Genomic DNA, 23,762 nt, shown 5'->3' with positions numbered 1-23,762 from the left:
GAAGCAAATAAGCTAGATGGGCAAATCGTCAGTAAATTTAAAATAATAATCGTTTATCCTGCACACATACGGGTAAAATATAATATATAAATAAAAAACAGGCAGAGCAAACCGCCATTTGCTCTACCTGCTGCATCTATTCGTATTAGTCTAGAACTTTTACAGTTACAGATTTACGTCCCCAGTTAAGCGCTGAGCCTTTGTCAGGTACGTGTACATCAATCTTGTTGCCTTTAATTGCACCGCCAGTATCGCCAGCGACTGCTTCTCCATAGCCCTCAACCCATACGCGAGATCCTAGAGGAATAACATTTGGATCTACAGCAATGACTTTAGCATTCGGATTTGCATTCAAATCGATACCTGTAGCTGTTACACCAGAACAACCATTACATTGTCCAGTATAAGCTGTTGCTGATACTGTCAATTCTTTTGTAGCTTCCTGGTTTGTGCTTGTAGCTGCCTTTTCTTCTTTAGCAGGAGCTGCTGCTTCTTGTTTAGCAGGTTCTGCTTCTTGTTTAGACTCCTGTTGTGCTGGAGCTTCTTGCTTAGGCGCTGTTTCTTGTTTTGGTGCTTCTTGTTTTGGAGCTTCCTGTTTCGAAGCTTCCGCTTTAGCCGCTTCTTGTTTCACTGGTACTGCTGCTGCTTCGCTGCCAGTCACTGCAAGTTGCTGACCTATTACAATCAAATCGGAATTTAAGCTGTTCCATGCTTTTAACTCGCTTACCGAAATATTGAACTTCCCTGCGATTTTAGAAAGACTATCGCCTTTTACTACTGTATATGAATCTGATGTATTTGTTGTTTCTTTATCTATAGTTAACTTTTGATTAGGAAAGATTAGGTCAGAATCAAGTTGGTTAAACTCTTTAAGCTGATTAACACTTACTTCGTATTTGTGTGCGATATCCCAAAGGGTATCCCCTGTTTGAACGTTATATTCAGCAGCTGATGCTGTTGTACTGAATGCCCCCGCGACCACTAGTCCTGTAGCTAAAGATACGACTGTTTTTTTCATACGTCGTCTACCTCCTTAAATTTCTAACAAGACTTATGCTATCACATGGGCTTAACCCAGTGGGTTACAAGAAGTTTAAGGTTATATTACAGCATTTCTCCACAGCAATATTTTTGTTACATTGTAATGTTCTCGTAATAAACATGTTCATAACTAAGCTTTATCGAGCATTTTTGTAATAAAAACCCTCGTTTTTAGCCTAAAAACTGGAATATGTAAAAATTCATTTTTTTATTGACTTCGTTTAATTTTGTATATTTCGCTTCATTTTCTGTCGTTTTTCCAGTGATTTTAGGACAAATGTTACAGAAGACAACTTATAAATACCTTTATTTACCATTATGAAAGAAAAAACAGAAGCTATTGCCCTTGTTTCTCACTTCCGAACTTGCCAATTATGGTTGCAAGTTGCTTCAATTACTTCGCGATGGTTAATGTAATCCGCAATCAATTCCGTCATGTCCGTTGTAATCTCACGGACCACAGGCTTCCCTTTAAACATGACATAATCTCCCCCGCCAGCTGCCCGGTAATTATTCATCACTACTTGATATGTCTCATCCGCCAAAACGGGATTGCCTTTAATCGATAATGCTTGAACTCTGTCTCCGACCTCACGGCTGATATCTAATGTGTAATTAATACCTTCCCACATATCGTAGTTATAATGCTGCGGTTTTGGTTCCAGGAAGGACTGGCTAACCTCGAGCTCTAAATCCTCATTTATAGAAAAATAAGTCGCCGATAGTTCGAGTGCCTGCTTCATATCAGTACCCGTAATCTCTATAACCTTTAATGTATTAGGATAAATATAGTTAGAAACAATATCCCGCATCGTAATGTTTTCCGGGAATCCTGGAGATGCATTATGGAACAAAGCAGTACTGGATATATCTACAGCAGCTGCATCCATTTGTACTTTATTAATAAATTCAATGAAGGGCGTCTCTTCGATTCTCGTTTCAAAAGCGTTATGAATGATCATATCGCCGTCAATTTTTCCGATTGGCTGATCAAGCCATTCCTGTGTTTCCTTTTCATAGGAAGAAACTAGGTTCAAAATCTGTTCATTCGGGTCAATTTCGTTTGTAATAGGATGTAGTTTTGATTCCGTCTTCATGCATTTCTTACTATTATTTAACTGCTCAACATCAATGGTAACTTCACCAAGAAAAGCACCCGTGGAACCAGGCTGGATAACTGTTACTCCATTTACCTTCTCCGCTAGTGTCCGATGCTGATGCCCTGTTACCAAAACATCAATTCCTTCTATAGAATGGCACATCTCATAGCCCACATTTTCCCCAGTAAGTGATTCAGTTGGATCACCTGTCTCCAAATCACGTTCGAAACCGCCGTGATAAGCAACGACCAGAACATCCGGCTGTTCTTCTTCTCGCACTTTCTTTACCCATCTTCTTGTTGATTCCAACACATGCTCAAATGCTAAACCTTCAATATGATTGGGGTCTTCCCAGTTTGGAATGAAATGGGTGGTAACACCGATGATCGCCAGTTTAACTCCATCTATCATTTTGATTTTGTATGGCGTTCCAAAGACAGGCTCCTTCTTCGTCTCATCCAATATGTTACCGCAAAGATATGGAAAATCAGCTGATTGGACAGCAGCCTGCAAGTAAGGCATACCGTAATTGAACTCATGATTTCCGATTACAGCAGCATCATATTGCAGTTCATTCATGCAGCGAATCATCGGATTATCTTTGGCTGCACCGTATTTTGCATGATGATATGTCAGCGGTGTTCCTTGAATCATATCGCCATTATCGAGAAGCAGAACGTGTTCTTTATTCTGCCTTATCTGTTTGATTAAAGTTGCCACACGTGCAAGTCCAAGCGGTGCCGGTTCTCTATCACGGTAGGTAGTCGGAAAGATATTACCATGCACATCACTCGTTACAAGCAAGGTGATATTTGTCGTTTTTTCGCTCATTCAGGCCATTCCTCCTGCATTGTTTTCTGAATTAAAACAGTATTTGCTATTATCTATCATAACACGCTAAAACTATCTTTACATTCTTATTACAGTAAGTTAACATAAACTGGAACAAGACGTGATATAGTTGTTCATGCAGTGCAAATTAAACAAAACTTTGGGGGTATATCATGTTTAAGAAAATTGCAGGTGTCGGCGCAACTTTATTTCTAGCAGCAGGCTTGCTTAGTGCATGTGGATCGGATGATTCTAGCGCAGAAGGCAGCGGAAGCGACAGCAAGAACGAACTAGAGGAGCTTCGCGTACAATTTGTTCCTTCTCAGAACGCAGAGACACTAGAAGCAAAAGCAGAGCCGCTTGAAGGACTTCTTAAGGAAGAGCTGGGCATTCCAGTTGATGTAAGTGTTTCTACTAACTACAACACAATTGTTGAAGCAATGGCTTCTGATCAAGTAGACGTTGGTTTCCTTCCGCCTACAGCATACGCATTGGCACATGAAAAAGGCGCAGCTGATGTAATCTTGCAATCTCAGCGTTATGGCGTTAATCCGGAAGACGGTTCTCCAACTGATGAGCTAGTAGACTATTATCTAGCACAGTTTGTCGTGAAGAAGGATTCCGATATTGAATCTCTTGAGGACCTTGAAGGTAAGAGCATTGCTGTACAGGATGTAACTTCATCTGCAGGTTATGTATGGCCAGCTGGAGCACTTGATGGTGCTGGTTTGGACATCCAGTCTGACTTAACTCCTACTATCGTTAAAGGCCACGATGCTGGTATCGTCAGCGTATTGAATGGCGACACAGATGCAGCTGTTACTTTCCAGGATGCACGTAACGTTGTTAAAGGTGACTACCCGAGCGTATTCGAAGATACAAAAGTAATTGCAACTACAGAAAAGATTCCAAATGATACAATCGCTGTTACTCCTGATATGAGTGACGAGTGGAAAGAAAAAATCACAGATGCTTTCATCAACATCGGTAAAGATCCGGAAGGTTTGGAAATCATCCGCGAAGTTTACTCTCACGAAGGCTATGTAGAGTCTGAAGACAGCAACTTTGATATCGTACGTGAATATCAAAAATTTGCAGAACAATAATTAAGTTTTTTTCATAGTTTACCTATCAATCCAGCCAGCCTGAGATTTCCTTAGACTGGCTGGGCTTTTGTCTGTATGTATATTTTTCCGAACAGTATTCTTTATTATCTTTAACTATTAAACTACATAAAAAGGTTGGTATAGAGAGTGATAGAATTTCGCAATGTTTCGAAAACATATCCTAATGGCGTCAAAGGTTTAAAGAACATCAACTTAACTATCGAAAAAGGCGAGTTTATTGTCATTGTTGGTCTTTCCGGTGCTGGTAAGTCCACTTTGCTGCGCTCGATTAATAGATTGCACGAAATCTCTGAAGGGGAAATTATGATTGATAATGCCTCTATCACCGCAGCGAAAGGAAAAAAACTGCGCATGATCCGGCGAGATATCGGCATGATTTTCCAAAGCTTCAACCTTGTTAAGCGGTCCTCTGTACTGCGGAATGTACTTTCAGGACGTGTTGCCTACCATTCCACCCTGCGAACTATTTTCGGATTATTCCCGAAACAAGATGTAAATCTAGCTCTTAATGCGTTAGATCGAGTTAATATAGTAGACAAGGCTTATACACGTTCTGACCAGCTTTCAGGTGGGCAGCAGCAGCGTGTTTCCATTGCCCGTGCGTTAGCGCAAGAAGCAAAAATCATTCTTGCCGATGAGCCTGTAGCCTCTCTTGATCCATTGACTACCAAACAAGTAATGGATGACTTGCAAAAAATTAATCAGGAGCTTGGCATCACAACGGTAGTTAACCTCCACTTCATTGATATTGCACGTCAGTATGCAACACGCATTATTGGATTGAATGCCGGAGAAGTCGTGTTTGATGGCCCTGTAGAAGAAGCTACTGATGAGAAGTTCAGAGAGATCTACGGACAGCAGCTGGAAGAAGAACAGCAGCGCGGGATTGGAGCTGGAGCGGAATGAGCCAGAGCCAGACTCCGAAAAAAACGGTTCCGAGACCACCCTCTAAGCTGAAGCATTACCTAACGGCAGCAATTATTCTCATTCTGCTGGGACTCAGTTATTGGCGAACAGGCTCAAGTATCATGGATTTATTCAACAACCGCGATCAAATGGCGAGCCTCGTTGTTGACATGTTCCCACCGGATTGGGCTTATTTCAAAGAAATTATAGAGCCAATGCTGGAAACAATTCGTATGGCAGTCATCGGCACGACGTTCGGTGCGATTATATCCATTCCTGTTATTCTGCTATGTGCGAATAATGTCAACCGTGTCCCGTGGATTTCGTATCCAGCTCGTTTTGTGCTGAACTTAATTCGTACGATTCCCGAATTGCTTCTAGCGGCAATCTTTGTAGCAATTTTCGGTTTAGGTATGATTCCAGGTATTTTTGCTTTAACCATTTTCTCTGTCGGAATTATTGCCAAACTAACTTACGAATCAGTAGAAGGTATTGATAAAGGTCCATTAGAAGCTATGACTGCAGTTGGTGCTAACAAGTTTCAATGGATTGCCTTTTCTATCATTCCACAGGCTGCGGCTTATTTTGTCTCCTATGTGCTTTATACATTTGAGGTAAATATTCGAGCTGCTGCTATACTAGGACTTGTAGGAGCCGGCGGTATTGGGCTGTACTACGACAGCAACCTTGGCTTCTTTAATTATCCACGAGTTAATACATTAATTATCGCTACACTTGTCGTTGTGTTAATCATTGACTTTGTGAGTAATAAACTTCGGGAGAAATTACTATGAGCCAACTTTCCACACAATTTGTCGCTAAACCAACAGGTCGCGGTAAACGCCTGTTCAACCGTGTGTTAATTTTAGTCATTCTAGCTGCAATCTATGTTTGGGCTTTTGCTGGTGTAGAAACATTCGAAATCAAGGAAACTGCCGGCCAGATATCAAAAGCAATTTTAAACGGAATTATCCAGCCTGATTGGGATTTCGTTCCTGGAGCTGAGGGACTGATTTACGGCTTAATAGATACACTGGCCATCTCTATTCTTGGAACGTTTATTTCAGCAATTCTTACCATCCCATTTGGCTTCTGGGCTGCAACTCGCCGCGATAAATCAGGATTCTTTGTTACCGGTATTGGTCGGTTTGTTCTTAGTTTCATTCGTGTCTTCCCAGAAGTTGTCCTGGCAATCATCTTCATTAAAGCTGTCGGACCAGGTTCTTTTGCTGGAGTGCTAGCTTTAGGACTTCATTCTATTGGAATGCTTGGTAAGTTATTTGCTGAAGAAGTAGAAGCAATCGACCATGGACCAAAAGAGGCATTGATTGCTACCGGGGCTAACCGTCTTCAAGTGCTTGTCTACTCTGTTTTGCCGCAAGTACTACCTGGGTTCATTTCTTATACGCTTTACCGATTTGAATTGAACGTCAGGGGAGCATCCATTTTAGGTATCATTGGTGCCGGTGGTATCGGTGCACCGCTTATCTTTGCGCTACAATCTCGAAACTGGCCGCGAGTCGGTGTTATCTTACTCGGTATCATTGTACTCGTATCCTTAATTGACCTCATCTCCGGTTACTTCCGGAAGAAAATCGTCTAAAATGAAAACAGCGATCCTGCTCTCTCGCAGAATCGCTGTTTTTCATTTTAAGATAGTAGTCCGTTCACTAGCGGCAATTCTCCGCTTCGCTTTCGGCTCTTTCCCAATATACCCAACTTGCAGAAGCGCAATATTGCGTTCCCCTGGCTGAATTTGCAATAGCTCTCTCGCTTCCGGATTTTCAAGCAAAGCATTTGTCTTCCAAATTGTTCCGATCCCTTTTTCCCAAGCAAGCAAACTGAAGTTTTGTATTAGCATGCTGGCAGAAGCATAATCTTCTTCCCGGAATTTCATTTGCGGATGCTCTTCTACCACCACTGCAATCCAAAGCGGGACCTCTGTAATCTTGTTCTTCAGCGCTTCCGCTTTCTTCTCCTTCTCTTCCGGCGTGGCAGCAGCCTTTGCCCCTGTTTTTCCATGAAGCTCTCCAAGCTGCTGTTTCGTTTCTCCATCGATCAGGATAAAGCGCCACGGCTGCGTCATCTTATGATTCGGAACCCATACCGCAATATCTAGTAATGCTTGTATTTCTTCATATGAAATCTCTTTACTAGTCTCATAATTTGTAATCGACCTTCTGTTTTTGATTAACTGCTCTAATTGCATTCGATGTCCTCCCCTTTTTCATACCGACCATTTTAATTGAAAATCATTATCATTATCATAGCTGACTATTCAGCACTATGTCAACGCAGGGACAACTTGGAAATAATCTTACTTTTTTATGAAATTTCCTTAATAACGCTTGAATAGCTTTCTGTTTTGTGACAATATAGTTAATAACGATTCTCATTCTCACATAAAAGAGAAGATGAAAGGGGTACACTAGTAATGGGACGTTTGCAAACGGAATTACTCGAAGTAGCCTATGGAGATAAATCAATCGTAAAAGATTTGACAATAGAAATACCAAAAGGAAAAATCACAGCTTTAGTCGGAGCGAACGGTTCTGGCAAGTCTACTATACTTAAAACAATGGCACGTGTTATGAAGCCGAAAAATGGCATGGTGTTATTAGACGGAAAAAGCATTCATAAGCAGTCAACGAAGGCTGTCGCGAAACAGCTTGCGATTCTGCCGCAAAATCCTGTAGCACCGGAAGGATTGACAGTCTCTGAGCTGGTCGCTTATGGCCGCTATCCGCACCAAAAGGGCTTCGGCACACTTACTCCTTATGATAAGGAAGTAATTGCATGGTCAATTGAAGTAACTGGTATGGCCGATTTTGAACAGCGTGCGGTAGATCAGCTTTCTGGCGGACAGCGTCAGCGTGCTTGGATTGCTATGGCATTGGCTCAGGAAACAGAGACACTCTTCCTTGATGAGCCGACAACTTTCCTAGATATGGCACATCAACTGGAAGTACTTATGCTGCTTCATAAACTGAATCGTGAAGAAAATCGCACCATTGTAATGGTCGTGCACGATCTGAATCATGCTACTCGTTATGCAGACCATATGATTGCTATTAAAAATGGCCGTGTCGTTTGTGAGGGCTCCCCAGCTGATACCGTTACTGCGGACAACTTACGTGAAGTGTTTAATATCGAAGCAGATGTTATTCTTGACCCTCGCACAGGTGTCCCGCTTTGCTTGCCATATAATATTCTTGGAAGTGCTTCTCTACCAGAAGAACATATAATGGAGAAAACACTCGCATAAGAAAACGCTTTGCAGACTGTCTGCAAAGCGTTTTTTTATTGCAATTCTCTAGTTGTTCGAATAAAGGCGATTGCCCCTATCCTCTCCTGGTCTGTCAATTCCCTTTGATCAATAGATAGCTGCGCATCCCCTGCTTTTGTCAGTTCTATGGTCGTGTTGAAAGAACGGCCAAGCAAGTCATCGCATGTCGTTTCAAACAAATCTGCCAGCATAAGCAATGCTTCGAAGGATGGACGCCGATATCCAGATTCGTAGCCTGCATACGTGCTTTTAGCAATACCAAGACGATCAGCGGTATCCTGCAGTGACCAATTTTTCTTCTTCCTCAATTCTGATAGCCTATCAAGATTCATCTTACACGTCCTCCGCTCTTTGTACTGACTATCATTATAGCATAAATAAAATGAGGTGTACGCGAAGTGAATAATACTACATTGATTATCGCTTACATTTTCTCTATAATAAGAATGATGGTACGCAATATGCGAATAATAACTTAACAATAGATCGATAGAAGAGGTGCAGGGAATGAAAAAGCTATTAATGATAACTACCGGGGGCACCATTGCATCAGTTGAGGGCGAAAACGGTTTGGCACCAGCTGTTGATGCAAATGAACTGTTAGATTATGTTTCTGATATGAACAATGACTATACAATGGAAACACTCTCACTCATGAATCTGGACAGTACCAATATGCAGCCTGAAGATTGGATTACGATGGCGGAAGCAATTAAGCATCATTATGAAGCGTACGATGGATTTGTCATCACCCACGGAACCGACACTATGGCTTATACAGCTGCAGCACTGTCTTATATGCTGCAGAATGCCAGTAAGCCAATTGTTATTACCGGCTCGCAAATTCCAATCACCTTTCAGAAAACAGATGCCAAACGAAATATTACCGATGCTATTCGTTTTGCTTGTGAGGAGATTGGCGGCGTTTATGTTGTATTTGATGGTCGTGTCATGCAAGGTACAAGAGCGATTAAACTGCGTACAAAGAGCTATGATGCATTTGAAAGTATCAATTATCCATACATTGCTTTCATTCATGAAGACCAGATTGAATATAACAAAAAAATTCAATCACAAAATGCACCGTTTATCGTTGATACTTCCCTATGTACTGATGTACTCTTATTAAGGTTGTATCCGGGGCTCAAGCCCGAAGTATTTGATGTGTTAGCAAGCATGTACAAAGGTGTCTTAATCGAGAGCTATGGCAGCGGCGGTATTCCATTTGAAAGACGGGACCTTCTGCAGAAAATCAATGAACTGGTGGAAAAAGGTGTTGTCGTCGTTATCACGACACAGTGCTTAGAAGAAGGCGAAGACATGACGATTTACGAGGTCGGTCGCCGCATTAATCAAGAACTGATTACCCGTTCAAGCAATATGAACACAGAAGCAATCGTTCCCAAGCTCATGTGGGCGCTAGGCAGATCCGCTGAGCCAAAGGAAGTCAAACGTATGATGGAAACACCAATAGCTGATGATATCACCATATGGCCCTCTTAAATAAGTGAAAAGGAAGGTTCAGGTCATGGCAGACTTACAAGCAAATTACCGGACAGAGAAAGACTTTCTAGGAGAGAAACAAATTCAAAAAGATGCTTACTACGGCATCCAGACGCTGCGTGCGTCAGAAAACTTCCCGATTACGGGGTATCGTATCCATGAAGAAATGATCAAGGCACTTGGTATTGTAAAAAAATCAGCTGCACTTGCTAATATGGATGTAAAACGATTGTATGAAGGATTAGGAAACGCCATTGTGCAAGCAGCAGATGAATTAATCGATGGGCAGTGGCATGACCAATTTATCGTCGATCCAATCCAAGGCGGCGCTGGGACTTCAATTAATATGAATGCGAATGAAGTAATTACAAACCGCGCACTCGAAATTCTCGGACATGAGAAAGGCAATTACCAGCAGTTAAGCCCGAATACACATGTGAATATGTCGCAATCGACAAATGATGTATTTCCAACAGCAATTCATATCTCTACATTGAACATGCTGGAGAAATTGCTGGACACAATGGAGTACATGCACGGTGAGTTCAAGAAAAAAGCTATAGCGTTTGATTCTGTCATCAAAATGGGACGTACACATTTACAAGATGCTGTACCAATTCGATTGGGACAAGAATTCGAAGCGTACAGCCGTGTACTGGAAAGAGATATAAAGCGTATCAAACAATCCCGCCAGCACTTATATGAAGTAAATATGGGCGCAACTGCAGTGGGAACGGGTTTGAATGCAAATCCGAAATACATTGAGTATGTTACAGCGCACTTAGCTGAAATTAGCGGACTTCCACTCGTATCGGCCGTTCATCTTGTTGATGCTACGCAAAACACAGACGCTTATACGGAAGTTTCCGCCACGCTGAAAGTTTGTATGATGAATATGTCCAAGATTGCCAATGACCTGCGTTTAATGGCTTCCGGTCCAAGAGCAGGTTTGAATGAAATTAACTTGCCAGCAAGACAGCCTGGCTCCTCCATTATGCCAGGTAAAGTAAATCCAGTTATGGCAGAGATGATTAATCAGATCGCCTTCCAAGTCATCGGGAATGACAATACGATCTGCTTAGCTTCTGAAGCAGGACAGCTGGAATTGAATGTTATGGAGCCAGTTCTTGTCTTCAACTTGTTGCAGTCAATCAGCATCATGAATAACGGCTTCCGTTCGTTCACAGATAACTGTTTAATTGGAATCGAAGCAAATGAGGATTTGATGAAAGAATATGTGGATAAAAGTGTTGGCTTGCTAACTGCAGTGAACCCGCATTTAGGTTATGAAGTTGCAGCACGCATCGCTCGCGAGGCAATTCTTACTGGAAAATCAATCCGTGAACTTTGCTTGCAATACGACGTGTTAACCGAAGAAGAGCTTGATGTTATTCTAAATCCGTACGAAATGACCAAACCAGGTATTGCGGGCGAGGAACTTTTTGATAGATAATAGACAAATGCGCGTGTATTCCTGTTTTTAAAATCGGGAGCACTCGCGCATTTCTTTTCCGCTTCTGATTGTAAGCGGTTAACATATCTTAGAGGAGGACTGGAAGTGAAAGAAGCAAGGTTACCAACAATAACAGAGATTATCATCATACTAGGAATCTTTCTAGCGCTCGTATTGTCATTTACAGTCTATCTTGACTTGCCGATTCAACTAGCACTTTTCATATCCTGGTTTGTCGTCATTATACTTGGCTTACGGCTTGGACACGCATTCCAAGATTTGCAGAAGTCCATTATTAGTGGTATATCGAATGGTCTGGAGGCTGTGCTGATTCTCGTATCAGTTGGAACACTGATTGGTACCTGGATTGCAGGCGGTGTAGTTCCTACTATCATCTATTACGGACTGGAGTTTATTCATCCGAGCATCTTCTTGCTTGCCACGTTGATTATCTGTTCTGTTATGTCCATTGCTACCGGAACTTCATGGGGTACAGCTGGTACAGCAGGTATCGCCATGATGGCAATCGGAGAAGGATTAGGCATGCCTCTGCCGCTTGTTGCAGGTGCTGTTCTTTCCGGAGCGTACTTTGGGGATAAACTGTCTCCATTATCTGATAGTACGGTGCTGTCTTCCTCGCTTTCTAAAGTTGACGTACTCGAGCACGTTCGAGCGATGCTGTTCCTTTCTGTACCAGCTTTCGTCATTTCGGCCATCTTATTTACTGTTGCCGGGTTCTTATATGGAGGCGACGATATTGACCAAGCGCGCGTTGAGTCTTTAAAAGGAGCATTACAAGACAACTTTGATATCGGGATCATCATGCTGATTCCCGCACTGTTTGTCCTCGTACTGCTTGCGCTAAAGAAACCGTCCATGCCTGTTATCGTAGCAGGCGCACTTCTTGGTGCTATTTGGGCTTCTGTATTCCAAGGTATGGACTTTCCTGCAGCCCTTCAGACAGCCTACAGTGGCTTCTCTATCGAAACAGGTGTCAACTTCATTGATGGCATTCTGAATCGTGGCGGCGTAATGGGTATGCTCGATACATTAATGGTCATTGTTTTTGGTCTTGGTTTTGGCGGTTTACTTGAAAAGCTTGGCGTTCTGCAAGTGATTGTTTCTACATTTGAAAACAAGCTTGTATCTGCGGGTAACACGACTGTAGCAACCTTGATTGTTGCTTTCCTTGGGAACGTCCTTGGCTGTGCCATGTATGTTGCCTTGATTCTGACACCGAAAATGATGGAAAAAACATATGACCGGCAGCACCTTGATCGCCGTGTCTTATCTCGTAATACGGAAGTTGGCGGTACGCTTACTTCTGGTATGGTGCCGTGGACGGATAACGGTATTTATATGGCCGGCATCCTGGGCGTTTCCACGTTCTCTTATTTGCCTTTCATGTGGTTAAGCTTTGTCGCAATCGCGTTAGCCATTATCTACGGCTATACAGGTAAGTTCATTTGGTATACAAACGGAGATAGTGCACAGAAAAGCTAAAAAAACACCTTCAAGCAATGATTGCTTGAAGGTGTTTTTCATTACCAGCGCCAAAATAGTTTCTTTACCCAATTCCATACTGTATCAACAATCCCTTTGACAAGATCCACAATTGGATGATTTGACTGCTCATCCGGCTCCGTTGGAGGGTCTTCTGGATTTGTTGGCGGGTCTTCCGGATCTACCGGCGGATTTTCAGGTTCTGTCGGTGGATCAGTTGGTGTATCACCGCTCACTTCCGAAATGCGTCCTTCTGCTTCATAAGCAATCGGCTCCATATTAAAGCTCCTTACAAATGACACAGTCGCTTCCAGATCCTCTGGTCCCATTATCGGATTACGGCCAAGCTCGCTGATTGGGCGGTATTTATCACCTAGTGACGTGCCCATGAAGTTGTTGACTGTTAGTGTATACACTTCTTCCTCATTGATAGGCGAACCATCAGGCAGCTTAATATCCACAACCTGATTTGTTTCTCCATCCCATGTATAAGTGAAGCCACTGATACTGTAATCTGGACCATACGACGTAATTTGTGCATTTAGAATCGTTTCTAGATCTGCTCCATCAATCTCAAATGTCATAAGCGTATTATTGAAAGGTTGGATATTAAACAGTTCGCCCCAAGTAACTTCCCCTTCGAGCAAATTATCTCTTATTCCGCCGCCATTCATCATAGCAAAATCACTGTTCATTGCTTTGTTCATGCCGTCAGCAATCAAGTTCCCAAGTGCATTATCGCCTACTTCACCTTTGACTGCATAACCGCCAGTCATGGTGTGGTCAGCAACACCTACAACTTCATTCATGATTGGTGCTACTTCTTCGGCATATTTAGCCAAGATAGATCCTACGGTCGGATCAGGTGTAAGTTCAGCTTGGTTTACCCAAACGATCTCTGCTCTCTTCGAAACAATATCTCCTGTTGCACGGTCGATTTCCAAATCAACATCAGAGAATGCTTTTCCGTATTCGGAAGCTTGGACAATCAGTTTATTATCAACTGTTGCATTAACGATTGCATGGTTATGGGCAGCAAAGATAACATCCACTTCATCATCCACTGCATTTGCCATGTCAGCAGCATCACCTGTTGCACTGTCTCCGCTTTGTGTTGCCGGCATATGCGCCAGTACAACAATCGCTTTCACGCCTTGTGATTTAAGCTCAGCAGCCGCTTTGTTCACTGCTTCTGTTTCATCCGTTATCGTAATATCCTGAATTCCTTCTGGCATTACCATACCGAGTGAAGCTGTCGTGTTAACACCGATAAAGCCTATCTTCTCCCCATCTACTTCTTGGATGCTGTAAGGAGGCAGAATCGTTTCTCCACTGTCTTTATCCACACAGTTTGCGCATAGTGTTGCAAAATTCGTTCCATCATAGCTCGGTGTCCCATTTGGGTGCTCCCCGCCTTCAATGATTCGAAACAATTCATCTGTTCCTTCATCCAGCTCATGATTGCCAATCGTTCCAACATCAAAGCCCACCGCTTCCATGATCTCAATTGTTGGTTCATCTTGTAACAATGCTGATACAGGTGAGCTGCCGCCGATCATATCGCCTGCATGAACGAGCAAACTATTTGGACTTTCTGCTTCTCGTGCTTTTATAGCGGAAGCTGTATAATCCATTCGTCCAAATGTTCCGTCTGTCACTTCATCTTCATTTATATCCAATTCATATTGCTGATCAATTTTACCGTGCAAGTCATTCATGCCAAGCAGCTGAACAGCTAGATTGTCACTTTCAGCTGGCGGTTCTGTTCCATCCGCTGCTGTGAACCCTGCCTCTATGGCATCTTGCTCTGTCCAGAAAAATATGCGTTTTTCTACCGGAATCGATTCCCATTGTTCTGGGGTTACATATTCATTCGTATCAGAATTACCAACGTATTTATCAAGTCCGCCGCCATCATATCGTGCGCGGAACTCAAACGGCAGCTCTTCTAGCGGCGATTCTGGATTCCAAATGCCTTTTTCTTGTGCTTTTGCTTGTGCGACAGCTTGCTGGAAGCTGGCATATTCATCCGGACTGCCGATTGGTGAGATGAAGTACGTAACTGCAAAGCCTTCTTTCACCAATTCCAGATTCATATTTTCGTCATTAGCGGTAATAACTTGTGCTAGCAGGCGCCCATAGTTATCAGTTGGCTCTTTACCTACTTTAAGTGTGATTTCTTCCCCTGCTGAAAGCTTCGATTTCAGGAAATTAGAAGCTTCTTTTCCATGATCCAGCTGATTCTGATCCAATTCATTTTTGACTGAATGGAATGTTTCTGGTGTATCCGCATTTACGAAACGGACACGGTCAGATCCCAACACAGGCTCCTGCAAACGAATCGTATCCCCATCTGTTACTGATTCTACTACAGCTTGGTAAGTACCAGCTGTTTCGGGTGCTTCTGGCTGTTCGGCAGCAGCCTGCATATCTTCAGCCTTGCGCGGCAATAGTTGATAGCTGTCATATTGGCTTAGGATACCAGTAACGGTATACCACTTTCCTTCTTCCACTGCACTAGTATCTAACGCAGATTCCATTACGCGAACTGTAATAGATTCATAGTTTTCATTCAGGAACTGGATATTGTATCCGCCGTCAGCTGGACTTTCAGGAATATCTTTGATATATCCTGTTACATGGACAAGCTTGCCCTCAGCTGGTTCAGCCGTCTCTTCAGCTTGGAGCTGACTGATTGTCATTTCTTCAGCTGCTGGTATTTCATTATGAGCAGAAACGACTGTTACACCATCTGCTGCCGGGCTTATCTCTGTCAGCCCTTTATAGCTAGTAATTTCTCCAGTAACTTGGATGCGGTCACCTTCTTTTATATCAGGGAAAGCCGCGGCATCGCTATGATAAACATTAATACCAGCTGATTTATCCTGCACAAAAGCAGATAATTTACCGCCGCCGATACTAGCATTATCAGCTGTTGCGATTCCTTCCACCGTTACTGTTTCACCTGTTTTATTTTTCACATCGGCAATTGGCTGAACAGTGCCCGCCGCTGGTTCTTCTTCCGGCTCTTCTCCTGGCTGCTCTTGCCCGTGCGAACCGATTTTTTCAAATGCGTCTTTAGCAGTTATCTCCCACTGTTCTGACACAAAGACTGTGCTGCCTTCCGTCACATCAGCGGAACGAATAAGCCCTGTATCTTTAGCTATATCTTGGTCATTGCCAATTTCGCCGACCACATCTATTACCGCATCATTCTGCTGCAGTGCAACAGCATCATTACCATTGAAGTTAATAACACTGCCATTGGTCGTGTCTGCTTTTGCAAGCAATGCCTCACTCGCACGCGGATTAGCAATTACATATGTATCTCCCGGTGCTAATGTACCCGATAGCGCCATCTCAGCTGACGCCTCTGTATTCCCATTAAAATAACCAGCGAGTTTGAATACGCTCAAATCAATCGCTTCATTCGTCGGGTTATAAAGCTCTATTGCCTTGTTATACGAGCTTCCTTCGACATACTCCGATAAAACCGGCGACTTCTGAAGCTCCGCCGCCTGCACACCAGTAGCAAAACTTGGTAAAACTCCGAAAAAAATTAGTGCAGCTACTGCAAAAATGGATACTGCCTTTTTGCCCATCTACATGATTCCCCCAAAATAGTAGTAAGTTCAGCAAAAGCTCCCAAACTCCGTCAATTACCATATTAGCGGGAAATCGGGCTGTCTGATATAGGAGGAAAGTTTTGATTCTAGTAAAGATTCTGTAAATAGAGTTCCTCATTATAGACAAAAAGAAAAAGCAGCCGAAGCTGCTTTTTAAATTAGTGGATAGGCATCCATATAGGCTTGTGCTGCGCGCAGGACACGAGCATCCTGAAATCTGTTTGCGGCAATCTGCATGCCGATAGGCAAACCATTCTGGGACAAGCCAGCTGGAAGCGAAGCGGATGGAAGGCCTGTTACATTATACGCATGGGTCATCATCCAATCTGCATCTTCCTTCACAACTTGACCGTCAATTACAGATGGTCCGAGTAAGTGATAATCAAAAGCCGGTACTGCTAGGGTTGGCGAAAGCACCAAGTCATAGTCTTGAAGCACAGTTTGGATTCGATTCCAGACGGTAGTCCGATTGCGTTCATAAGCGCGGTATTCAGAAGCCATTAACGGTTTCCCTTTCTCGATCATATCTCGATAGGAATCGGACACCCATTCGGGATGTTCTTCAAGCAGCTTCGCACTGCCTGCTGCTGAGGCTGCATACCACATGCTTGTAAAGAATCCGTTAAACTGATGGCGATCCATATCGAAGTTAAGGTCAACAACCTCAACTGACATTCCAAGTGCCCGCCAGTGATCAAGGGTTGCCTCGACTACCTTTCGTACTTCCGGGTCAACTGCATACATGCCGAAATCCGGTGTGTACGCAATTCGAAGACCTTGTGCTTGTTCCTCCAAATAAGAAGAACCAATATGCTTGTCCAATAATGGCAGGCTGAACGGATCTGTTGCAGAAGGTCCTTGTACCGCTTCTAAGAACATAGCACTGTCATCTGGTTTTTTGGAGAGCGGTCCATGATTGACGAAAGGAGCACTGGATCCGAAAACGTTGTTCAGATTATTATCCATTGGGATACGGCCGTATGTTGGCTTAAAGCCGAAAATACCGCAAAGACTAGCAGGTATGCGAATGGAGCCCCCGCCATCGCTCCCTTCTGCCAGCGGTACCATGCCTGCAGCTACAGCAGCAGCAGATCCGCCGCTGGAACCTCCGGCTGTTTTTGTGTGATCCCAAGGATTTACCGTAGCACCAAACACTAGGTTATCTGTCGTGCCTTTATGACCGAATTCAGGTGTATTCGTTTTGCCCATGATGAGTGCACCTGCCCGGCGAAGTCGCTTCACGATTGTTGCGTCTCGGTCAGCGATAAAGTCTTTGGCAGCTGGTGACCCAAAAGTAGTTCGCATCCCTTTTACAGGTGTCAAATCTTTAATGCCGACTGGTATGCCGTGCAGCAAACCCGTACGATCACCACGCATCACAGCTGCTTCCGCTTCTTTTGCATCAGCAAGCAAATTTTCGTTCATTGTAACGAAAGCATTGATGTCTCCGTTCAATTTTTCCGTCTGCTCCATGTAATAAGAAGCAACCTCAACAGGAGAAATCTCTTTATTTTTGATTTCTGTCACTAGTTCTCGTACTGATTTGCCTTCCACTTCTATCGCCCCTTCATTATCTCTGCATCTACATGTATCATAACGCTAGCTTGTCTCTCGTTCAACCTCAAAGAACCATTGCAGCAATCCAGCCAAGGGCGATGACTGGCAAGTTATAATGCAAGAAGGTTGGAACAACACTGTCCCAAATATGATTGTGCTGACCGTCTGCGTTTAAGCCTGCAGTTGGTCCAAGTGTGGAATCTGATGCTGGAGATCCTGCATCTCCAAGTGCTCCAGCTGTTCCAACTAAAGCAATCACCGCGAGAGGACTAAAGCCCAATTCGGTTGCTAATGGAACGAAAATAGTTGCGATAACCGGAATCGTCGAGAATGAGGATCCGATACCCATTGTTACAAGGAGCCCAACTATCAACATTAATAATGCTCCTAGTGCCTGGCTGCCGTTAATGGCTTTTGCTGCGCTCTCTACTAAGCCCTCAACATCGCCCGTTTCTCCAATAACATTTGCAAACCCTGAAGCAGCAATCATGACGAAACCGATAAATGCCATAAGCCGCATCCCATTCGTCAGGATGCTATCCGCTTCTTTCCACTTCACTGTACCTGTTGCATACAAGACAACAATACCTGCAAGTGCACCGAAAATCATCGAATCCGTCCAAATTTGAACAGACAATGCCGCAATGATAGCAAGTATGGAAAAGATCAACGTACGCGTTTTAAATTGACTATTTTCCTTCTTCACTTCTTCCGGAACAGGCAACTCTCTGTCTTCGTAAACACGGGGTTTCCGATAAGTAAAGAGTGCAATTAACAATCCAATTATCATACCGCATGCTGGAAAGATCATTGCTTTGGTAACTTGATTAGACGTCACATCCAAACCATTTGACGTGATGTTGTTTGCCACAAGACCTTGGAATATTTCGCCGTAACCGACTGGCAGGGACATGTAAGGAGTCACAAGACCGAATGTGAGAATTGTTGCTGTTAATCGTCGGTCTATCTGCAGCTCATTCAAGATAGATAACAATGGCGGAATGAGCAATGGAATAAATGCAATATGCACGGGAATCGCATTTTGGGATAAACATGCCATGATTAAGATTAAAATTAGCACGAGTGCCCGGGAGCGCTTCTTGGAATATGCTGTCTCTTTTTTTCCGCTAATAGAAATGATGCCGCGGACCATTGCTTCTGGTAAACCAGTACTGGCGATTGCAACAGCAAACCCGCCCAGCATCGCATAGCTGAGAGCTACTTCAGCCCCCCCGCCAACTCCGTTAGTAAAGGCAGTTAATGTGCCATCTGTGCCAAGACCGCCAACCAAACCGCCAGCAAGCGCACCGCATATGAGAGAAAAAACTACATTAACTCGTAATAAACTTAGAATAAGTACTAAAATAACGCCAACCACTACTGCGTTCACTTCAAATTCCTCCATCGCTTTATTATGGTAAAGTATTAAAGTACAATAACAGATAATCCAGCTTTTTGTCAATAAGATCTCTTGTAGTTAGCGAAGACATATCGAATCATTGCACTGCGCATATTATCGCTCCGGCAGAATTCTTCACTTTCCGCGGGCACGGCCTCAGCCTCCTCGCGGAACAGTACCGCTCCGGTGTCTTCGGACTCGTGCTGTTCCCGCTGGAGTCTTCGCATTCTGCCTACGCTTGTTATATCTTTTACATGATGTTAAGTGCTAAACCATCTAGCTTTTGGAACACATTAAGACTCTTAAAACCTCAATACATTGTAATTATGTAAAGCAGAAGCGCGGCTTTTCAAAAAAAAATCCGAACTGATATAAGTTCTTAAAAAAGAACCTACATCAGTCCGGATTATTCTGCGGCTAGCAACTGTTTTCTCTAACTACCTTCTGCTATTCGGAAATAATCACATCAATCAGCTGGAATGTTGTAACGTCGGCTAGGCCACGGTTTGTGATTCGGATTTCTGGGATTACCGGCAGAGCAATTAGGGAGAATGTCATGATTGGGTCTGTCATGCTGCAGCCGAGTTTGTCCCACGCCTTGACTAGGTCACTTACTTGGCTGACGACTGTTTCTAACGGCTGATCTGACATTAAGCCTGCAATCGGCATTGGGAGTTCAGCTAGAATCTCTCCGTTCAGCACAGCAACTAAACCGCCGCCAATTTCAGCGAGTCTGTTGGCAGCAATGGCCATATCATCTCGATCAACCCCCATTACAAGCAGGTTATGGCTGTCGTGCGCAACCGTGGATGCTACTGCACCTTGCTGGAACTGGAAGCCATGTACGAACACATTCGAGATTTGACCGGTGCCTTTATGCCGTTCAATACAAGACAAATGAATAATGTCTTGTTTTTTATCAATCTGTACTGCACCATCTTCCACTTGCAGTGTCGCTGTCATTTTCTCCGTACGCGCACTTCCTTCAATTGCTTTGACAACATGCACATGCACGTCACCGTCTGGGCGCTCTGTCACATGAAGAAAATCATCTGCTTTCATTTCACGAGCTAGGTGCACAGAGCTTCTTACTGTTTCTGGATACGTATAAGTTGGGAAGTTTTGCTGCAGTTCTCCATTTTCAAACTGCATACGGCCATCCGCTATGACAACAGATGCTTCCATGCTGTTCAAATCTTCCACAACGAGCAAATCCGCAAATTTTCCGGCACTGATACTTCCAATATCGTTTTCCATATGGAAATAACGAGCCGAATTAATTGTTGCTAATTGAATTGCAGTTACTGGGTTGAGACCTTCTTCAATCGCACGGCGGACAACGTGATTCATATGTCCTTTTGTAATCAGTGTCTCAGGATAAACGTCATCTGTCACTAACGAAACATTGCGTGTATCCACATTATATTCCGTAATTACTTTGATTACTTCCTTCACATCGCGCCATGCGGACCCTTCTCGAATTTGCACATGCAAACCTGCTCGAAGCTTATGTAATGCATCTTCCTTCGCGATCGTTTCGTGATCTGAGGTAACGCCCGCTGCAATGTAGGCTTCCAATGCATACGGATCTTCTGAAGGAAAATGACCGGTAACTGTTTTGTTTGCTTTCATTGTTTCAGCAATTTCACCAAGCATCTTCGCATCGCCATGCACAACACCTGGGAAGTTCATTACTTCACCGAGCCCTTGCACATTTTCCCAGCTGAGCCCTTCTTGTATATCGGCAACAGTCAAGCTAGCGCCTGCATCTTCTAAGTCATCCGTTGCTGGCACACAGGATGGGAACGTCGTATATACTTTCAACGGCAGCTGCTGCCCTTCTTCATGCATATAACGAACACCTTCCACACCAAATACATTCGCAATTTCATGCGGATCCATGAATACAGTTGTCGTACCCTTCGCAAGTGCAGCTTTGGAAAATTCCGTAACTGATAGCATCGTGCTCTCCACATGCATGTGACCATCAATCAGACCGGGCACAAGATAACGTCCGTTTGCTTCGACAATCTTCGTATCCGATCCTTCATGCTCCGCAATTGCTTTTCCGACTAGTGCAATGCGGTCGTCTGAAATGACCACGTCTGTATGCTCCAGCAGTTCTCCTGTAAATACATTAACTAGAATGCCATCTCGGATAATCAAATCAGCGGGACGCTTTCCTAATGCAACCTCACCTAACTGTTTTGCTGCTTCGTATTGTTTCGTTCTTTTTCCCACTGTGCCTCAGCTCCCTATTATCCTTATACGTTATTCCCATAACACTGCAAAAAAATCCTGTGCATGGAAACACTGCCCGAGTATGCCTCTTTTACGCATATATTTCTATCTATAAAATCATAGTATTACGGTTTGCGTCAACCCTGCAAACCGTAAAGAGCTTGGGACAAAACAAGATTTAATTCATCCTAAAGCGAACGATTCATACATCCCTACTTTTTAATACAGTCCTCCGACGTCTGCTGACTCTCCAACACTTGCCGTTACCGTTGGACAAGAATAAAAGTAAGACACCGACAAGAAAATCGCTATCTTTTTCGAGGAGTCTACGTATTCTTCCTACACAAGTGAAGGTTTCCCATAACACAAATCAGCGTAGGAAATACACGGAGACTCACCAGCCGCCCGCAGGAAAGCGGAGTGTATTTCCGGAGCGGTGCTCTCATCTTAGTTTCCTATGCAAAAAATCCAAACAATGCTGCTGTTAATTGCAGTATTCTTTGGATTTTATATAGCTTAAACAGTTATGCTCCAGCCTCGTCGTTGTTACTTTCTTTTTGTATCAAGCGGTGTTAGTTTTGCTTCTATTGCTTCTCGTTCGTCTTCAAGAAACGGCGGTAATGCCAATCTTTCTCCTAAGCTGTCCGGCTCTTCGTCCGTAGCAAAACCAGGTCCGTCTGTTGCAAGTTCGAAAAGAATACCATTTGGCTCTCTGAAATAGAGCGATTGGAAGTAATAGCGATCGACCAACCCGGAATTTGGCAGATGGGCTGCATAAAGAATCTTTTTCGCGCGTTCCAGCGCTTCTTTGTCTTTCACACGAAAAGCAACATGGTGCACACTTCCGCGTCCCGGACGCTCTTTCTGCAATTCTGGCATCACTTCCAGCATGACTTCGGCTCCTGTTCCGCCTTCCCCTACTTCGTAAATGTGTAAATCAGTTCCATCAGCTAGCTGGGCATTCGCTTTTTGCCGAAATCCCATCAAGTCCAGCAGTACACGCTCTGTCGGTGCCAGCTCTGGAACCGTCAGTTTTACTGGTCCTAAACCAATAATGGCAAACGCAGCTGGTACATCGGTTTCTTCCCACGGACTACCTGCACGCACACCTTTGTTCTGTTCATCAGACACGAGCATAAGCCGCTGCTTTTCTGGGTCCTCAAAGAAAAGCACCTGCCGGCCTTGCAATTCAACTTGCTGTGATATTATGTCGAACGATTCTAAACGTTCTTTCCAATATACAATTGCTTTATCAGAGGCAACACGCAAAGAAGTCAGCGAAATGCTGTTGTTTCCTGTATACGTTCGACCTGCCCGATGAATTTCAAAGAACGTTAAATCTGTTCCCGGGCTGCCGTGCTTGTCTGCATAAAACAAGTGATACATAGATGTGTCATCTTGATTGACTGTCTTTTTAACAAGACGCATCCCTAATACATTTGTGTAAAATTCATAGTTATTCGCTGCATTGGCTGTAATGGCGGAAACGTGGTGAATACCGTGAAGCTCCATCATCTGCTTCGCCTCCTTAACGTACTTTTTATTAGTTACTTACAAAATGTAATCTATAATTTCCTAAATTGCAAATACTTCACCTACAATTGGTAGAATAGAGGAAAGGAGGGAAAATAATATTGCTGACAACACTTTATGTTGTGCGTCACGCACATAGTCTTTATACGCCCGATGAACGGAACAGGTCTTTATCTGAAAAAGGCTATCAGGATGCAAAGCTTGTCCAACAGTTATTAGCTGCTGAACAAGTTGAAGTTAGGATCTCAAGTCCTTATCGACGAGCATGGGAGACTATCGCAGCGGATACTAACCTAGTGATACTGGATGAACGGCTGCGCGAACGACAAATTGCCGACAGCCCAGCGGATAACTTTGAAGATAGTATTCATCAATTATGGATGCAGGAAGAATTTCAATTTCCAGGCGGTGAATCAAACGAGACCGCGAGAGCTAGGGGCGTATCAGCTTTTCAAGACATACTTACTTCCTATTCCGGTAAGCGTGTCGCTATTGGAACACACGGCAATTTGATGACGCTGACAATGGGGCATTATGATACCCAATTCCATTATGCTTTTTGGAAGCAGCTGGCTATGCCTGCTATCTGGAAGCTAACGTTCGACAGGCTGCAATACATAGGAGCAGAGCAGCTTCGTATCCAAAAATAGCGGACA

Annotated in this window: 18 protein-coding genes; 9 read left to right on the top strand and 9 right to left on the bottom strand. The window is 43.6% G+C overall.

Going from position 1 to position 23,762, the window contains the following annotated elements:
• Positions 1-145: 145 nt before the first annotated feature.
• Entirely contained in the window at positions 146-1,018 is an 873-nt protein-coding gene (locus B1K52_RS07645) for a LysM peptidoglycan-binding and 3D domain-containing protein (protein ID WP_077306938.1), read from the bottom strand.
• Between the two features lie 376 nt (positions 1,019-1,394).
• Entirely contained in the window at positions 1,395-2,972 is a 1,578-nt protein-coding gene (locus B1K52_RS07640; RefSeq protein WP_077306936.1) for a bifunctional metallophosphatase/5'-nucleotidase, read from the bottom strand.
• Positions 2,973-3,145: 173 nt separating this feature from the next.
• Here B1K52_RS07640 and B1K52_RS07635 point away from each other — a divergent pair, with 173 nt between their 5' ends.
• The 4 genes from B1K52_RS07635 to phnE (B1K52_RS07620) all read left to right on the top strand — a co-directional run bounded on the left by B1K52_RS07635 (position 3,146) and on the right by phnE (B1K52_RS07620) (position 6,608).
• Entirely contained in the window at positions 3,146-4,078 is a 933-nt protein-coding gene (locus B1K52_RS07635) for a phosphate/phosphite/phosphonate ABC transporter substrate-binding protein (protein WP_077306934.1), read from the top strand.
• Between the two features lie 147 nt (positions 4,079-4,225).
• A complete protein-coding gene (phnC, locus tag B1K52_RS07630; protein WP_077306932.1) occupies positions 4,226-5,005 on the top strand; it encodes a phosphonate ABC transporter ATP-binding protein in 780 nt (259 codons plus the stop codon).
• On the top strand, positions 5,002-5,799 hold the full coding sequence (phnE, locus tag B1K52_RS07625) for a phosphonate ABC transporter, permease protein PhnE (protein ID WP_077306930.1): 798 nt from the start codon (positions 5,002-5,004) through the stop codon (positions 5,797-5,799). Before phnC ends, phnE (B1K52_RS07625) begins: the two co-directional genes overlap by 4 nt.
• Complete coding sequence (phnE, locus tag B1K52_RS07620; protein WP_077306929.1) at positions 5,796-6,608, top strand: phosphonate ABC transporter, permease protein PhnE; 813 nt, start codon at positions 5,796-5,798, stop codon at positions 6,606-6,608. The genes phnE (B1K52_RS07625) and phnE (B1K52_RS07620) overlap by 4 nt, the downstream gene beginning before the upstream one ends.
• 42 nt (positions 6,609-6,650) lie before the next feature.
• Here phnE (B1K52_RS07620) and B1K52_RS07615 read toward each other — a convergent pair whose 3' ends face one another.
• On the bottom strand, positions 6,651-7,214 hold the full coding sequence (locus B1K52_RS07615; protein ID WP_077306927.1) for a nitroreductase family protein: 564 nt from the start codon (positions 7,212-7,214) through the stop codon (positions 6,651-6,653).
• Positions 7,215-7,439: 225 nt separating this feature from the next.
• Between B1K52_RS07615 and B1K52_RS07610 the strand changes: the two genes are divergently transcribed.
• Positions 7,440-8,270 carry an ABC transporter ATP-binding protein gene (locus B1K52_RS07610; protein ID WP_077306925.1) on the top strand — a complete coding sequence of 277 codons (831 nt, stop codon included), beginning with the start codon at positions 7,440-7,442 and terminating at the stop codon, positions 8,268-8,270.
• A 35-nt stretch (positions 8,271-8,305) separates the two neighbouring features.
• Here the strand turns inward: B1K52_RS07610 and B1K52_RS07605 are convergent, their stop codons facing one another.
• Positions 8,306-8,623, bottom strand: a complete 318-nt coding sequence (locus tag B1K52_RS07605) for a helix-turn-helix domain-containing protein (protein WP_077306923.1) — start codon at positions 8,621-8,623, stop codon at positions 8,306-8,308.
• A gap of 175 nt (positions 8,624-8,798) precedes the next feature.
• Between B1K52_RS07605 and B1K52_RS07600 the strand changes: the two genes are divergently transcribed.
• The 3 genes from B1K52_RS07600 to nhaC all read left to right on the top strand — a co-directional run bounded on the left by B1K52_RS07600 (position 8,799) and on the right by nhaC (position 12,750).
• Entirely contained in the window at positions 8,799-9,794 is a 996-nt protein-coding gene (locus B1K52_RS07600) for an asparaginase (RefSeq protein ID WP_077306921.1), read from the top strand.
• A gap of 25 nt (positions 9,795-9,819) precedes the next feature.
• The gene (gene aspA / locus B1K52_RS07595) at positions 9,820-11,247 is read left to right on the top strand and encodes an aspartate ammonia-lyase (RefSeq protein ID WP_077306919.1); all 1,428 of its coding nucleotides are present in this window, start codon (positions 9,820-9,822) and stop codon (positions 11,245-11,247) included.
• Between the two features lie 105 nt (positions 11,248-11,352).
• Complete coding sequence (gene nhaC / locus B1K52_RS07590; protein ID WP_077306917.1) at positions 11,353-12,750, top strand: Na+/H+ antiporter NhaC; 1,398 nt, start codon at positions 11,353-11,355, stop codon at positions 12,748-12,750.
• 41 nt (positions 12,751-12,791) lie between these two features.
• Here nhaC and B1K52_RS07585 read toward each other — a convergent pair whose 3' ends face one another.
• The 5 genes from B1K52_RS07585 to B1K52_RS07565 form a co-directional block, all read right to left on the bottom strand.
• Positions 12,792-16,352 (bottom strand): 5'-nucleotidase C-terminal domain-containing protein, encoded by a 3,561-nt coding sequence (locus tag B1K52_RS07585; protein WP_077306915.1) that lies wholly within the window; start codon positions 16,350-16,352, stop codon positions 12,792-12,794.
• Between the two features lie 177 nt (positions 16,353-16,529).
• Entirely contained in the window at positions 16,530-17,930 is a 1,401-nt protein-coding gene (locus tag B1K52_RS07580) for an amidase (RefSeq protein ID WP_077306913.1), read from the bottom strand.
• A gap of 67 nt (positions 17,931-17,997) precedes the next feature.
• Positions 17,998-19,323: a Na+/H+ antiporter family protein gene (locus B1K52_RS07575; RefSeq protein WP_077306911.1), complete on the bottom strand. Its 1,326-nt coding sequence runs from the start codon at positions 19,321-19,323 to the stop codon at positions 17,998-18,000.
• Between the two features lie 456 nt (positions 19,324-19,779).
• Positions 19,780-21,573, bottom strand: a complete 1,794-nt coding sequence (gene ade, locus B1K52_RS07570; RefSeq protein ID WP_077306909.1) for an adenine deaminase — start codon at positions 21,571-21,573, stop codon at positions 19,780-19,782.
• A gap of 546 nt (positions 21,574-22,119) precedes the next feature.
• On the bottom strand, positions 22,120-23,085 hold the full coding sequence (locus B1K52_RS07565; RefSeq protein ID WP_077310535.1) for a ring-cleaving dioxygenase: 966 nt from the start codon (positions 23,083-23,085) through the stop codon (positions 22,120-22,122).
• 122 nt (positions 23,086-23,207) lie between these two features.
• On the opposite strand from B1K52_RS07565, the gene B1K52_RS07560 reads away from it, so the two are divergent.
• Positions 23,208-23,756, top strand: coding sequence for a histidine phosphatase family protein (locus B1K52_RS07560; protein ID WP_077306907.1), 549 nt, complete (start codon positions 23,208-23,210; stop codon positions 23,754-23,756).
• Positions 23,757-23,762 lie beyond the last annotated feature (6 nt).

The organism is Terribacillus halophilus (genome assembly GCF_900162685.1).
Lineage (GTDB): Bacteria > Bacillota > Bacilli > Bacillales > Amphibacillaceae > Terribacillus > Terribacillus halophilus_A.
Note: the sequence above shows the minus strand (reverse complement) of the source record. Positions and strands in the feature narration are given on the sequence as shown.

Coding starts and splice junctions, on each gene's coding strand:
- B1K52_RS07605 (WP_077306923.1), bottom strand. CDS start 8,623: ATGAATCTTGATAGGCTATCAGAATTGAGGAAGAAGAAAAATTGGTCA.
- B1K52_RS07600 (WP_077306921.1), top strand. CDS start 8,799: ATGAAAAAGCTATTAATGATAACTACCGGGGGCACCATTGCATCAGTT.
- B1K52_RS07565 (WP_077310535.1), bottom strand. CDS start 23,085: ATGGAGCTTCACGGTATTCACCACGTTTCCGCCATTACAGCCAATGCA.
- aspA (WP_077306919.1), top strand. CDS start 9,820: ATGGCAGACTTACAAGCAAATTACCGGACAGAGAAAGACTTTCTAGGA.
- B1K52_RS07635 (WP_077306934.1), top strand. CDS start 3,146: ATGTTTAAGAAAATTGCAGGTGTCGGCGCAACTTTATTTCTAGCAGCA.
- B1K52_RS07645 (WP_077306938.1), bottom strand. CDS start 1,018: ATGAAAAAAACAGTCGTATCTTTAGCTACAGGACTAGTGGTCGCGGGG.
- phnE (WP_077306930.1), top strand. CDS start 5,002: ATGAGCCAGAGCCAGACTCCGAAAAAAACGGTTCCGAGACCACCCTCT.
- B1K52_RS07610 (WP_077306925.1), top strand. CDS start 7,440: ATGGGACGTTTGCAAACGGAATTACTCGAAGTAGCCTATGGAGATAAA.
- phnE (WP_077306929.1), top strand. CDS start 5,796: ATGAGCCAACTTTCCACACAATTTGTCGCTAAACCAACAGGTCGCGGT.
- B1K52_RS07640 (WP_077306936.1), bottom strand. CDS start 2,972: ATGAGCGAAAAAACGACAAATATCACCTTGCTTGTAACGAGTGATGTG.
- B1K52_RS07615 (WP_077306927.1), bottom strand. CDS start 7,214: ATGCAATTAGAGCAGTTAATCAAAAACAGAAGGTCGATTACAAATTAT.
- B1K52_RS07585 (WP_077306915.1), bottom strand. CDS start 16,352: ATGGGCAAAAAGGCAGTATCCATTTTTGCAGTAGCTGCACTAATTTTT.